Origin of the sequence: Winogradskyella poriferorum (assembly GCF_050618035.1) — a bacterium.
Classification (GTDB): Bacteria; Bacteroidota; Bacteroidia; order Flavobacteriales; family Flavobacteriaceae; genus Winogradskyella; species Winogradskyella poriferorum_A.
This window is the reverse complement of the sequence record NZ_JBODPY010000004.1, coordinates 154,986-169,415: the sequence shown is the minus strand read 5'-3', so window position 1 is coordinate 169,415 and position 14,430 is coordinate 154,986. Positions and strand designations below refer to the sequence as shown.

Sequence of the window (14,430 nt, the reverse complement as noted above, 5' to 3'; positions counted from 1 at the left end):
AAATTTTATGACTTATAAATTCTCAATCCAAATTCTTGCATTAACAAAGGCTTCCAACCATGGTGAAACCTCATCGTTTCGATCTTGGGGATAATTAGCCCAGTTCCATTGAAATGTTGAACGCTCTATATGAGGCATGGTTACCAAATGACGACCAGTTTTGTCACAGAGCATGGCACTGTTATAATCCGATCCGTTAGGATTAGCAGGATACGCTTCATAACCGTATTTAGCTACAATATTATACTTGTCTTCGGAATAAGGTAAATCGAACTTGCCTTCGCCATGTGAAATCCAAACGCCTAGTGTTGCACCGCTTAGGGTTGATAGCATTACGGAGTTATTATTTTCGATTTTTACAGATGTAAAACTACTCTCATGCTTATGGGAATCGTTATGTACCATTTTACCATGAACTTCATGTTCAGGGTAGATTTCTTCGAGCTCCATAAATAATTGACATCCATTACAAATGCCTACAGATAAAGTGTCTTCGCGCTCAAAGAAGTTTTTAATCACTTCATTTGCTTTTTTGTTGTATTTAATGGCACCTGCCCAACCCTTTGCAGAACCTAAAACATCGCTATTACTAAAACCACCAACAGCACCAAGAAACTGAATATCCTCTAAATTTTCTCTACCAGAGATTAAATCGGTCATATGCACATCTTTAACATCAAATCCTGCTAAATACATCGCATTGGCCATTTCACGTTCAGAATTACTTCCTTTCTCCCTTAAGATTGCTGCTTTAGGTCTGGTTTTACCAACTGCAGGCAATTGACCAGTAAAATGACTAGGGAAACTATAAGTTAATGGTTGATTCTTATAGTTATTAAAACGTTCTGTAGCTAAGTTGTTTGCTGTTTGTTTATTATCTAGCAAATAAGAAGTTTTATACCACACATCTCTTAATCTAGAAATGGTCATGGTGTAAACTTCAGTGCCATTGATGACACCTAGTACATCACTTTCTGTGACCTCACCGATTTTATGAAATTCTACACCTGCATCTGTAAGATCTTTTTCGATAGAAGCATCTACGGATTGTATTACAACACTTGTATTTTCAGCAAAAAGTACTTTAAAACCGTCTTTTTCACCTAAATCAGTTAAATCGATTTCCGCTCCTATATTATTTTCAGCAAAACACATTTCTAAAAGTGTTGTAATCAGTCCTCCAGAGGCGATATCGTGACCAGCAACAATTTTATCTTGTTTTATTAAAGATTGAATGGTATTGAAAACAGTCTTTACGTAACTAGCATCTTGCACATTCGGTGTATTATTACCAATCTTATTATTAATCTGTGCAAATGAACTTCCACCAAGTTTATAAGTGTCTTGAGAGATATTGATATAATAAATAGAGCCCTTGTTTTTTTGAAAAACAGGTTCTACAACTTTAGAAATGTCATTACAGTTACCAGCTGCAGAAATTATTACTGTGCCAGGTGCGATGACGTCACCTTCAGGGTATTTCTGCTTCATTGAAAGCGAATCTTTTCCTGTTGGTACGTTAATACCTAAATCAATAGCAAAATCAGATACAGCTTTTACAGCTTCGTATAATCTTGCATCTTCACCTTCATTTCGACAAGGCCACATCCAATTTGCAGAAAGTGATACACTTTTTAATCCGTCTTTAAGTGGTGCCCAAATAATATTGGTAAGCGCTTCGGTAATCGAATTTCTACTTCCTGCAACAGGGTTAATTAGACCAGAAATAGGTGAGTGGCCAATCGATGTGGCAATCCCTTCTTTTCCCTTAAAGTCTAATGCCATTACTCCAACATTATTTAAAGGTAATTGTAAGGCACCTGCACATTGTTGCTTTGCCACTTTACCACCAACGCAACGGTCTACTTTGTTGGTAAGCCAGTCTTTACAAGCCACAGCTTCGAGCTGTAAAACCTGCTCTAGATAATTATAGAAATCATCGGTGTTATATGAAATACCTGAAAAGGATTTATCAAGAGTAGAGTCGGTCATTATAGTTTTTGGAGAACTACCAAACATGTCTTCCAATGCCAAATCCATCGGTTTATCACCTTTACTCTTTGATTTAAATGTAAATCGGTCATCTCCAGTAACATCACCAACATCGTAAATAGGTGATCGCTCTCGATCTGCGATTTTATGTAGTAAGCCTAAATGGTCTTCCGAAATGACAAGACCCATACGCTCTTGGGATTCGTTACCTATAATCTCCTTCGCAGAAAGGGTTGGATCTCCAATTGGTAGTTTGTCTAAATTGATTTGACCACCAGTGTCTTCTACAAGTTCTGATAGACAATTAAGATGACCACCAGCACCATGATCATGAATTGATACAATAAAGTTTTCATCACTTTCCACCATGCCTCTTACAGCATTTGCTGCACGTTTTTGCATTTCTGGATTGGAACGTTGTACGGCATTTAATTCAATTCCTGTATCAAACTCACCAGTATCTGCCGAAGATACCGCTGCACCACCCATACCAATGCGGTAGTTGTCACCGCCTAGAATTACTATTTTATCACCTTGCTTTGGTGTGTCTTTTAAAGCTTGGTTCTTTTTGCCATATCCTATTCCTCCAGCAAGCATTATCACTTTATCGAATCCAAGTCTTTCATTATGTTCTTGGTGCTCAAAGGTCAGTACAGAACCACAGATTAAAGGTTGTCCAAACTTATTACCAAAGTCGGAAGCACCGTTACTTGCTTTAATAAGGATATCCATTGGTGTCTGATATAACCATTTACGTTCAGGGAAAGCCTTCTCCCATGGACGTTCCTCCTCAAGACGTGAGTAAGAGGTCATATAAACTGCAGTTCCAGCTAAGGGTATAGATCCTTTTCCACCAGCAAGTCGGTCTCTGATTTCTCCACCAGAACCAGTTGCAGCACCATTAAACGGCTCTACTGTAGTAGGGAAGTTGTGAGTTTCTGCTTTCAAAGAAATTACAGATTCAAAATCTTCGGTTGTATAATAATCTGGCACATCTGCACGCTTTGGAGCAAATTGTTCAACGACTGGTCCTTTTATAAAAGCGACATTGTCCTTGTAAGCGGATACAATATCATTAGGATGTGCTTCAGAAGTCTTTTTTATTAATTTGAATAACGATGTTGGCATTTCTTCACCATCAATAACGAAGGTGCCGTTGAAAATTTTATGTCTACAATGCTCAGAATTAACTTGCGAAAAACCAAATACTTCAGAGTCAGTCAATGGTCGACCAATCTTCTCAGAAACGCCTTCCAAATAGTTGACTTCCTCATTACTTAAGGCCAAACCTTCTTGTTGATTATATGCTTCAATATCAATGATATCTTTGATAGCTTCTGGCTCAACATTAATGGTGTAAATCTCTTGATTGAGTCCATTGTACTTTTCAGAAATCATAGGATCATAGCCTTTGAAATCTTCTTTAATACTTGTGAACTCCTCGATTCTTACAATACCATCTATGCCCATATTTTGGGTGATTTCAACAGCATTGGTACTCCAAGGTGTAATCATTGCAGCTCTTGGACCAACAAAAAAAGCATCTATCGATGCTTGCTCTATTTTAGGTTGGTCGCCAAATAACCACACTAATTTTGATATTGTCTCTGTTGAAAATTCTCTTGTTGCTTGAACAGCAAAAACCTTGCTGTTTTGGTTTCCAAAGAAATGAATCATTTATGTCTCAGGTTTGGTGTGAAAATTAAAAACACAAAGTTAATCTAAATTGTGATATTCCTAATAGAAAAACCAATTCAAATACCTAAGTAGTCAACAGGTTTTAAACAAATAATTTATGAAAGACATTCCTATTAAAAATGCTTGTTTAAAATTTGCTTTACCGAGGTATAGTAAGAACTACCAAACATATTTAGATGAACGAGTAAATAGTATAATTGGTAAATTTCGATTCGAGCTTGAAAGTGTTCTGTGATGGGAAACTCATTATGATAGGCTTCATAAAAGCTAGCATCAAACCCTCCAAATAACTTGCTCATGGCCATATCAATTTCTGCATGTCCATAATACACTGAAGGATCTATAAGATATGGTGTGCCATTGGTTGCAATTAGGTAATTGCCACTCCAAAGATCACCGTGAAGTAATGATGGTTTAATGTTATGGCAGATGCTTTCTAAGTATGATTTTATAGATGCTATTGCTGGCACCTCAGACGTTTTTAAAAGTCCTTTACTTAAAGCTAATTTAAATTGAATTCCCAGTCTATATTCGCTAAAAAAGTCAATCCAACTATCTGTTAGGTCATTTTGTTGCTCGAGCCTACCGATATAATTAGGACTTTCTAATCCAAATGATTCTGAAGAATGTTTATGAAGTTGAGCTAGTTGTTGTCCTAATCTTGAAAAGTCCTCCTTGTTAGGTCGTTTAGAAGGTACATATTCCATTAATAGGTAAGTCAATTCGTTGAAGACTCCATAACTATAAATTTCAGGTGTACGAATCGTTTTAGAATTTGCTATACATCGTAACCCATTTACTTCGGCATTAAGTAAATTATTCGATGTTTTATAAGTGCCTAATTTTAAAACTGCAAATTCCTTACTGCTTGTTTCAATTTTAAAAACAGAAGATGTGTCTCCACCAGAAAGGGTATGAAGTCCAATTATTGTGTTATTAAGAAAAGACTCAAGATGATATTTAAAGTCTTTCGGTAATAACACTTTATAAACGCACTAATTTGTATGTTTTACTCTTTTTATCTGAAGTAAATTTTATGAGATAAACCCCCTTGTTCAGATTGCTAAAATCAATCTGACTATTAAGAATTTGCCCTTCCGTTACCTTTTTACCTAAAATTGAAAAGACTTCAAAGTCTAAATTAGAGTTTGATCTCACATGGAGAATATTACCACTCAATGGATTTGGATATATTTTGATTGTGTCAGTTTCAAATGATTCAACATCAAGTGCTTGGGAATGACTACCGAGACCAGTACAATCATTCTGAGGTAAAATGTTCCACTCAGCACTATTATAGGTTGTGGTTGGGAACTCTACAGATTCTTTTCTCACCAAGGTTACATTTTCAGCAAAATCATTACCATCACCTTCAATACCAATAATATCAATTAAAACATCATTCTTAAATAGGCCTATGGCATCATTACCATTAAAATTTGTAATACTATTATTTACATCATCTTGCTGAGGTTGGCAAGAACTTTCAAGTCCACTGTTCGCGACAACAAATACATCTCCATTCGCGATGGATGTATTTGGAAAATTATAAACCGTAGAGAAAGAATTTGCATTAAATGCCAGTTTTAAAGTATAGTTAGAAAGACTTACAGTAATACCTGTAAAGTTTGCAATTTCCAAAGCTTTATTTGTACTAGACCCTTCAACATATTCAGAGAAGAATAGATCAGCTGTTCCTCCCGATGAATCTAATGTTGTTGCACAAGATTGGTTACTTGAAGCTGATGTATTCATTGCTTCGTCTCTAGCAAAAACTGTAAAACAATATTCGGTATTTAGCGCTAAGCCTGTTATCGTGGTACTAGTTGATGTAACACTTTCTGAGAATGAGCCACCAATATAAATGTCATAAGCTGTGACTGCAACATTATCTGTAGAAGCAGTCCAACTTAAGTCAATGGTACTTAATGTTGGATTAGTCGCCATTAAATTGGTTGGTGCTGTAGGTGCCTCAGTATCTGGTACCGGATTCCAAATCATTGAGGCATATTCTGGATGGTCTACAAAAGGATTTGCATTGCCTTGAAAATTATAGGCTTCATTATTTCTATCAATCTCTCTTTGGTCTACTGGATCGACATTATTATGCCAGTCTAAAAGTAAATCGATTGCCCAAGTAAAAAAGACTTCATCATTTGTGCCGTTAAACATATCAAAACTGGTATAACCATCAACTGTATCTTCATAACGCACTGCAAAATAGAGTAGTGCTCTAGCGATATCGCCTTTAAATTCATCTATAGGTTCAAACATATCACCTGAGTAACCACTAACATCACTATTGCCACGCATAGAACCATTTAATGAAGTCCATAGATCTGGGTCGCTTATATCTACAATTCCAAATGGTAAGGATCCTCTAAAGTTATTTACACGTCCATCTGTTGGAATCACATGGTGAATATCACTTTGCATTGGAAACGCGCTACTAAAAGAAGATTGAGGTACCAAGTGTTCTCTGTTATAGCAGTCGCCTTCTGCCATTTGATTACCACATTGATTATTGCCATGGGTAAAGTTGTATGGATCTGCACCAGTTGGATTTTCGGAGTAAAAATCTAATATGGTTCCGTCATTTTCATAATTGGTTCCACCAGTAACATTAAGGTCAGAATGTGTGTCTTCATAACCATTAGAGCCTGCGATTCCGTTGCCATCATATAATTGATCATAGGTTCTTGCAACATGTCCATTTGAAACAATATTTTTTAATTCCGTTTTAAGTGCAAAGCCACTAAGACCATTTGCACTATCATAATAGTTTGAAGGTATTTGCCCAAATGCTAGGCTACTGATAAATAAAAAGAGAATGTAAAATTGTTTCATTTGAATTGATGTGATATAGTTTAGTTCTTTTCTAGCAATGCCATGTAAAAGCCGTCATAACCTGATTGATGTGCAAGAATTTTTTTATCCTTGACAAATTTAAAAGTTTTACCGGCTTCTGACGTTAAGAAATTATCAACTTGCTTTTCATTTTCAGACGGTAATACCGAACACGTTGCATAAACCATTTTACCTCCTGGTTTAACCATCTTTGAATATTTTTCTAAAACTTCCGACTGTACTTTTTTAATGTTTTCTATAAACTCTGGTTGTAATTTCCATTTAGAATCAGGATTTCGTCTTAAAACGCCTAATCCAGAACATGGTGCATCAATAAGCAAACGATCTGCCTTACCGTATAACTTCTTAATAGGTTTTGTAGAATCGATAACTTTTAATTCTACATTATGCACACCATTACGTCTAGCTCTAACCTTAAGTTTTTTTAATTTACTCTCATAAATATCCATGGCAATGATCTGACCTTTGTTTTCCATCAAAGATGCCAAATGTAAAGTCTTACCACCAGCACCTGCGCAAGCATCAACAACTTTCATGCCTGGTTTTACATCTAAAAAGTCAGCAACTAATTGCGATGAAGCATCTTGTACTTCAAACCAGCCCTCTTTAAAAGCTTCGGTTTTAAAAACATTAGCACGTTCAACTAATTTTAAGGCACTAGGATAATTTGAGATAAATTCTGTTTCAATATTTTCCGATTGAAGCTTCAGTTTTAAATCTTTCTTATTGGTCTTTAAAGTGTTGACGCGAAGAATAACCTCTGCTTGTTCGTTCTGCTTACGAATCTCTTTAGACCATGTTTTTTCACCGAGTTCTTTAACACCCAAATTGTCCATCCAATCTGGAATAGATTCACTATACTTTCTAGTTTTTGAAAGTTCATCGAATCTTCCTTTAATTTTTCTTGTAGGTGTTTCAGAGAAATATTTCCAATCTGGAAGCTTTATTCCTTTTAGTGTTGCCCAAACTGCAAAAATGCGCCATAGATTATCACGATCAAAGGGCTCTTTTACATTCGCAATTTCAGCATAAAGACGTTTATATCTTACGATTTCATAAGTTGTTTCGGCAATAAAACCTCTATCTCTACTTCCCCAACGCTTATCACGTTTTAAAAGTTGTTGAACCACCTTATCGGCATATTCATTTTCATTAAAGATTTTATGTAGTCCGTCGATAACGGCAAAGCACAAATTTCTGTGGAGTCGCATTGAAATAAATTAAGCGCTCAAAGGTAATCTAAATCTTTAATAATATTGGTTTTGTTAACCCCATCTGAAATAATTAACTAAGTTTTCTATTTTTAGGTAAAATTTGATGTATGAAATACTCTTTTATTTACTTAATATTTTTAAGTTTTTTGATGTGTAAATCAAAAGAATTTAAAACTAAAAAAACTTTTCGCGAAGTAAAAATTGATAATGTTAGACAGATGGATTCGGCTTTTAATGTAAGAGCTATAGAATTAAAAGATAATAAAGTTTGGTTTGCAGGTGCGGACGGCGATATTGGGAATGAGTCAATTTCGGAGAAAGATTACTACAATTCAAATGTTTTTCAATTTCAGAATGATTCTGAACCTAAATTATTGAGTAGTTGGACAAGAATTTTTAGAAATGACTCAACAATGTTGAATATGCGATCTCTGGCAAAAATTGATGATGCACTATTAGTATTATCTATAGAGTCTCCAGCAATGTTATATAAATATGAAAATGGACAAATTAAACTAGTTTATACAGAAAACCACCCAAAAACATTTTACGATTCCATGGCTTTTTGGAATGACCTCGAAGGTATTGCCATTGGTGACCCTACAGATGATTGCATGAGTGTTATCATAACTAGAGATGGTGGTGAAACATGGAACAAAATCTCTTGTGATACTCTCCCTAAAGTGAAAGAAGGTGAAGCCGCTTTTGCGGCTAGTGATACTAATATTGCTATAGTCGGTGATGACACTTGGGTTGCAACCGGTGGTAAAACCAGTCGTGTTTTATATTCCCCAGATAAAGGGTTAACCTGGGAGGTTTATGAAACACCAATTATTCAAGGTAAAGAAACTACAGGGATGTATTCTATAGATTTTTACGATGGGGAAAATGGTTTTGCTATTGGTGGTGATTATACCAATCCCGATGCTAATATTTCGAATAAAATTAAAACAACAAATGGTGGTAAAACATGGGAAGTTGTTGGTGATGGAAAAAGCCCAGGCTATAGAAGTTGTGTACAATATATTCCAGGCAGAAATGCTAAGGAATTAGTAGCTGTTGGTTTTAAAGGTATAGATTATAGTAATGATGCAGGCAATACCTGGAATCATCTTAGTGACGAAGGCTTTTATACAATTAGATTTCTTAATGACTCTATTGCCTATGCAGCTGGTCGAGGTAGGATAAGTAAATTAACATTCAAATAAAAAAAGGAAGCCAATTGGCTTCCTCATTATTTTAGTTTTTATTCATTCGTCGCTCACGCATTTTTTTGAGGCGCTGAAGGAGCTCACGGTTAAATTCATCCTCGGCGGCTCTTAACCTTATTATTTTTTTTGGCGATAATACAGATTGAAGATCTTCAGCTAATTTCATTTTAGCATTATGAATCTCATTTTCAGCATTAAGAATTTGATCTAACAGTTTACGCGCTTCATTATCTGACATGTCTGGATTACTTCTTATTTTCATTTTTACCTGACGTAGTGGACCAGATTTGATGCGCTCTCTCGATTCTTCAAATGCATTGTATATTGGCCAAAATTGTTGTGCCTCCTCAGCAGTAAGGCTCAATTTTTCAGTTATAAAAGCTACTTTTTGAGCTTTTATACGTTCATTCATTTTACCATCACGTTGTGCATGACCTGAAAGGCTAATTAGTAAAATAAATATTGGGATTAATCGTTTCATAATATTGTAAAGTTCTATTCTATAATTAAGTCTATTTCTGAGTTTTCAAGCAGATAAGATTCTAGATTATCTTCTTCAAAACTTGTTTCTGTGATTACAAAATCATCTTCAAGCAAATCTGAATCTGCCAATAAGGCAGCCAATTCATAAGAACTGAGATCTCTGTCTTCTAAATAACTTTCTACCATTTCTACAGAAAGCTCCTCTTCAAAAGGTTTATAAATGAATATTGCCAACATTAATACTATTGAAGCGGCAATACCAGCAACATAGTATAACTGTCGTCTAGAAGATAATTGAATTACAGGAGTTTCCTCTTTCTTTAACTTACTCAATATGTCTTCATCGAGGTTTTTAAAGTAGTCTTTTGGGACTTCAAAACCACTAGATTTTATCTCTGATAAAGATTCTGGAGTGTTAAGTTTTGCCATAAGTTTATCCTCGAATGAATCGAAGTATCCTTCAGGTGATTTAAATCCTAGATTTTTTATGTTATGTAATTTATCTTTTTTCATCTATTATTATGACTAATTATTACTGCAATGGTTTAATTAGACGTTAAATAGGTTTCTATCTTTTTAACTGCAATATGATAAGATGCTTTTAAGGCACCTTCACTTGTTTCTAAAATTTCAGCCATGTCCTTGTATTTAATGTCATCAAAATATTTCATATTAAATACTAACTGTTGCTTCTCGGGCAACGATGCAATTGCTCTCTGTAATTTAAGTTGAATTTCATCACCTTCAAAATAAACGTCGGCAGTTAGGCTATTAAGTGCGTTATCTTTTTGCTCTTCATTACTTATGTGTAGGCGTTTCGCATTCTTATTCAAATGTGTAATAGATTCGTTGGTAGCTATGCGATATAACCAAGAATACAATTTACTTTCGCCTTTAAACTTATCAATACTTTTATAAACCTTTATAAAGGTATTTTGAAGCACGTCATCTGCATCGTCATGGCTCAGTACAATTTTACGTATATGCCAATAAAGACGCTCTTTATAAAGTTGTAATAACTCTCTAAAAGCGGTCTCTTTAGACTTGGGGTCTTGAAGACGCAATATGAATTGTGATTCGTTGGTCAATGCGATTCTTTTGCTTTTTAGACTCCGTAAATTACTAAAAGTTTAATTGGTCAATTTTTTTAGTTTTAACATATTTATTTAAAACATTGATAAACAAGTATTTAATAAAAATAACATCGATTAAATGTATAAAAAATACGATAAAAAGCACTTTTTTCTTGGTTTGTAGCATTTTTTGTCATATGTTTGACCTGCTTAACCTATTAACTGTTGCCAGTGTCCCCAAATCTGGTAACATATAGAAGAGGATGTGCCGAAAGGCGCATCCTTTTTGTTTTAACCCATAAGATTCTCTGTTTATTCGAAACTTTGCATTTCTACAAGTTTCTTATAGACACCATTTTTAGCAATTAATTCTTTGTGGTTGCCTTGCTCAGCGATTTCGCCTTTTTGCATTACGATAATTTGATCTGCATTTTGAATTGTAGATAATCGATGAGCAATAACGATTGATGTTCTATTACGCATCATATTTTCTAAGGCTTCTTGAACAAGACGTTCACTTTCAGTATCTAACGCAGAAGTCGCCTCATCTAAAATCATAATTGGTGGGTTTTTGAGAACCGCACGTGCAATACTTAAGCGCTGCTTTTGACCGCCTGATAACTTATTTCCAGAATCACCAATGTTAGTATCTATACCATTTGGTAATTCCTTGACGAATTCCCAAGCATTAGCAATTTTTAAAGCTTCAACAATCTCATCATCACTGGCATCTTCTTTTCCTAATAAGATATTGTTTTTAATACTGTCATTAAATAAGATAGAATCTTGTGTTACAAGACCCATTAGATTTCTCAAAGAATGTTTGGTAAGATCTTTTATATTATTATTGTCTATAGTAATACTGCCTTTGTTCACATCATAAAACCGTGTAACTAGATTGGCAATAGTACTTTTACCACTACCTGACTGGCCTACTAAAGCGATGCTTTTACCTTTTGGAACCGTCATCGTAAAGTCTTTGAGTACATACTCTTCATCATATTTAAAGGAGACATTATTTAGTTTTATGTCTGAAGTAAATTCTGTTTTCGATTTGGCATCAGAACGATCCTCTAATGGTGATTCCGTATTTAAAATCTCTAAGACACGATCAGCCGCTGCATTACCAGCTTTAACTTTATAACTTGCTTTACTAATGGCTTTAGCTGGTGTAAGAATTTGATAGGCCAATGCCATATAACCAATAAAAGCGCCTCCAGAAAGTGTTTTTTCTACTAAAACCATACTACCACCATACCATAAAAGTGCTGCAATGGTGACGATACCTAAAAACTCACTTGTTGGTGAGGCCAAATTTTGACGATTCATTAAGGTGTTGGAGAAGTTGTAAAAGCGATCTGTCGAAGATCTAAACCTATCATTAAAACGCTGTTCGGCATTAAACCCTTTAATAACTTTTAATCCACCTAAGGTTTCTTCTAGTGTTGAAAGAAAGATGCCTTGTTCGCGTTGCACACGATCTGATTTCTTTTTAAGGCTTTTACCAATTCTTGAGATAATAAAACCAGAAACTGGTATAAAAAGAAAAACAAATATTGTCAATTTCACGGAAATTGTAAACATCGCAACAATTGCAAACAGTATTGTAAGGGGTTCTTTTACAATAAGCTCAAGTATAGCAAGTAAAGAGTTTTTAACCTCATTAACATCTCCAGAAATTCTAGCAATGATATCACCTTTCTTTTTCTCAGAATAATAGGAGATTGGCAGACTAGTCACTTTTGCATAAATCTCGTTTCTAAGATCCTTTAAAACACCATTACGCAAAAAGGTTATAAAGTAAAGGCCTAAGTAATTAAACAAGTTTTTAAGTAAGAAAAGGCTAATGATTAAAATAATCATGTACAACAATGAACGTTGTGGACCAAATTCTTGTGATGTTGAAGTGATAATGTAGTTAATGAAATTTTCTACATAATCTTTTAATGAAGTGATACCTTCATAAACAGGTTTTTCTGTCACCTTCTTACCCTCACCAAATAGAACATTGATCATTGGCATTAAAGAAACCATGGCTAATGTGCTAAAAAGGGCGTAAAAAATATTGGCAACTATGTTTAAAATCCCATAGCGTTTGTATGGGATAATAAACCTGCCTAGCTTTTTTAAATAATCCATTAATTATAAATTCATATCCTTGAGGATAGCATCAATTCTAGATTCCAATAATTGCTCCGTTTTTTCAAAATCGGACACATTGTCTAGATTGGTATTTACGCTTATGTAGAATTTAATTTTTGGTTCGGTTCCACTTGGTCTTAAAGCAATTTTACTCCCATCTTCCGTGTAATAAATAAGCACGTTTGATTTAGGAATATCAATTGATTCCTCAGTGCCTGTTACCATATCTTTAGCAATAGATAGTTGGTAATCTTCTATTCTTACCACCTTAGAGCCGTTTACAGTCTTAAACGGATTCTCTCGAGAATCGATCATAATCTGTTTGATTTCTTGGGCACCTTCAATACCTTTCTTGGTCAGTGATACTAAACGCTCTTTGTAAAAACCATGATCAACATATAAATCGATAAGCTTTTGGTATAATGTTTTACCTTCTGCTTTAGCCTGTGCTGCAATTTCGCAAGCCAATAGAGTAGAGGTCACAGCATCTTTATCTCTCACAAAGTCTCCGACCATAAAACCAAAACTTTCTTCACCGCCACCAATAAAATCAAGTTCTGGGAAGTCAACGATCATTTTGGCAATCCATTTAAATCCTGTAAGACCAATTTTACAATCTACACCATATGCATTGGATAATACAGACATCATTGGTGTAGAAACTATTGTTGATCCAACGAATTGATTTCCATTTATTTTGCCAGTATCTTTCCATTGTCTGAGTAAGAAATCTGTCATTATTATCATGGTCTGATTACCATTAAGAATAACCAATTCTCCGTCTAAATCTCGCACGACTACACCTAATCTATCACAATCAGGATCTGTACCAATTACTATATCACCACCTACTTTCTCTGCAAGTTCCATTGCCATTTTTAAGGCTTCAGTTTCTTCAGGGTTAGGAGATACAACTGTTGGGAAATCACCGTTTGGCTCTTTCTGTTCTTGTACAATATTTACATTGGTATATCCGGCGCGACTAAGCGTCTCTGGAATAGACATTATCGAAGTTCCATGTAAGGATGTAAATACAATATTTAAGTTTTCACGTACTTCCGAAGCCGTGTCAAAACTACCGTTCTTTACAGAGTTTGAAATAAAAACATCATCTACATCTTTACCGATATATTGAATTAAATCAGCGTTCGCATCAAATTTTACTTGTGAATAATCTAACTTATTTATCTCAGCAATAATTTCACCATCTTGAGGTGGTACCAATTGACCTCCATCTTGCCAGTAAACCTTATAACCGTTATATTCAGGAGGATTATGAGAGGCTGTCAAAACTATACCACAATGACAATTTAAGTGTTTTAGTGTGAACGATAATTCTGGAGTCGGTCTTAAATCCTCAAAAAGAAAGACTTTTATTCCATTTGCAGAAAACACATCAGCAACCACTTTACCAAATGTTTGACTATTATGTCTACAATCATAGGCAATAGCCACCTTTACAGTTTCATCAGGAAAAACCTTTTTAAGATAATTACTTAACCCTTGTGTATTTTTACCCAAGGTGTATTTATTAATCCTGTTAGTTCCAAGTCCCATTATACCGCGCATACCACCTGTACCAAATTCTAAGTCTTTATAGAAACTTTCTTCAAGTTCTTTAGGATTGGAAGCGATAAGCTCTTTAATCTCGGATTGGGTATCTTCGTCAAAACTTGGCGTTAACCAAGCATTTATACGTTCTAGGATTTCTGGTTTTATATAGATCATTTTGTAATTGGTTTATAACAT

10 protein-coding genes are annotated in these 14,430 nt (G+C 34.8%); 1 reads left to right on the top strand and 9 read right to left on the bottom strand.

Annotated elements, in window-relative coordinates:
• Positions 1–12: 12 nt before the first annotated feature.
• The 4 genes from purL to ACRHOC_RS10550 all read right to left on the bottom strand — a co-directional run bounded on the left by purL (position 13) and on the right by ACRHOC_RS10550 (position 7,769).
• On the bottom strand, positions 13–3,669 hold the full coding sequence (purL, locus tag ACRHOC_RS10565) for a phosphoribosylformylglycinamidine synthase (protein ID WP_431158604.1): 3,657 nt from the start codon (positions 3,667–3,669) through the stop codon (positions 13–15).
• 134 nt (positions 3,670–3,803) lie between these two features.
• Positions 3,804–4,673, bottom strand: a complete 870-nt coding sequence (locus tag ACRHOC_RS10560; RefSeq protein ID WP_431158603.1) for a fructosamine kinase family protein — start codon at positions 4,671–4,673, stop codon at positions 3,804–3,806.
• A 1-nt stretch (position 4,674) separates the two neighbouring features.
• Positions 4,675–6,537 (bottom strand): endonuclease, encoded by a 1,863-nt coding sequence (locus ACRHOC_RS10555; protein WP_431158602.1) that lies wholly within the window; start codon positions 6,535–6,537, stop codon positions 4,675–4,677.
• Between the two features lie 20 nt (positions 6,538–6,557).
• The gene (locus ACRHOC_RS10550) at positions 6,558–7,769 is read right to left on the bottom strand and encodes an RsmB/NOP family class I SAM-dependent RNA methyltransferase (protein ID WP_431158601.1); all 1,212 of its coding nucleotides are present in this window, start codon (positions 7,767–7,769) and stop codon (positions 6,558–6,560) included.
• A 110-nt stretch (positions 7,770–7,879) separates the two neighbouring features.
• Between ACRHOC_RS10550 and ACRHOC_RS10545 the strand changes: the two genes are divergently transcribed.
• The gene (locus ACRHOC_RS10545; RefSeq protein WP_431158600.1) at positions 7,880–8,980 is read left to right on the top strand and encodes a WD40/YVTN/BNR-like repeat-containing protein; all 1,101 of its coding nucleotides are present in this window, start codon (positions 7,880–7,882) and stop codon (positions 8,978–8,980) included.
• Positions 8,981–9,011: 31 nt separating this feature from the next.
• On the opposite strand, the gene ACRHOC_RS10540 is transcribed toward ACRHOC_RS10545, so the two are convergent.
• The 5 genes from ACRHOC_RS10540 to ACRHOC_RS10520 form a co-directional block, all read right to left on the bottom strand.
• The gene (locus ACRHOC_RS10540) at positions 9,012–9,464 is read right to left on the bottom strand and encodes a sensor of ECF-type sigma factor (RefSeq protein WP_431158599.1); all 453 of its coding nucleotides are present in this window, start codon (positions 9,462–9,464) and stop codon (positions 9,012–9,014) included.
• A 14-nt stretch (positions 9,465–9,478) separates the two neighbouring features.
• Positions 9,479–9,979: a hypothetical protein gene (locus ACRHOC_RS10535; RefSeq protein WP_431158598.1), complete on the bottom strand. Its 501-nt coding sequence runs from the start codon at positions 9,977–9,979 to the stop codon at positions 9,479–9,481.
• A 32-nt stretch (positions 9,980–10,011) separates the two neighbouring features.
• On the bottom strand, positions 10,012–10,554 hold the full coding sequence (locus ACRHOC_RS10530; RefSeq protein ID WP_431158597.1) for an RNA polymerase sigma factor: 543 nt from the start codon (positions 10,552–10,554) through the stop codon (positions 10,012–10,014).
• Positions 10,555–10,851: 297 nt separating this feature from the next.
• On the bottom strand, positions 10,852–12,678 hold the full coding sequence (locus tag ACRHOC_RS10525; RefSeq protein WP_431158596.1) for an ABC transporter ATP-binding protein: 1,827 nt from the start codon (positions 12,676–12,678) through the stop codon (positions 10,852–10,854).
• A 3-nt stretch (positions 12,679–12,681) separates the two neighbouring features.
• A complete protein-coding gene (locus ACRHOC_RS10520; protein WP_431158595.1) occupies positions 12,682–14,409 on the bottom strand; it encodes a phospho-sugar mutase in 1,728 nt (575 codons plus the stop codon).
• Positions 14,410–14,430 lie beyond the last annotated feature (21 nt).

Bases quoted from the DNA above. Each gene is read 5' to 3' on its own strand.
- purL (WP_431158604.1), bottom strand. From the start codon at position 3,669: ATGATTCATTTCTTTGGAAACCAAAACAGCAAGGTTTTTGCTGTTCAA.
- ACRHOC_RS10555 (WP_431158602.1), bottom strand. From the start codon at position 6,537: ATGAAACAATTTTACATTCTCTTTTTATTTATCAGTAGCCTAGCATTT.
- ACRHOC_RS10550 (WP_431158601.1), bottom strand. From the start codon at position 7,769: ATGCGACTCCACAGAAATTTGTGCTTTGCCGTTATCGACGGACTACAT.
- ACRHOC_RS10545 (WP_431158600.1), top strand. From the start codon at position 7,880: ATGAAATACTCTTTTATTTACTTAATATTTTTAAGTTTTTTGATGTGT.
- ACRHOC_RS10540 (WP_431158599.1), bottom strand. From the start codon at position 9,464: ATGAAACGATTAATCCCAATATTTATTTTACTAATTAGCCTTTCAGGT.
- ACRHOC_RS10535 (WP_431158598.1), bottom strand. From the start codon at position 9,979: ATGAAAAAAGATAAATTACATAACATAAAAAATCTAGGATTTAAATCA.
- ACRHOC_RS10525 (WP_431158596.1), bottom strand. From the start codon at position 12,678: ATGGATTATTTAAAAAAGCTAGGCAGGTTTATTATCCCATACAAACGC.
- ACRHOC_RS10520 (WP_431158595.1), bottom strand. From the start codon at position 14,409: ATGATCTATATAAAACCAGAAATCCTAGAACGTATAAATGCTTGGTTA.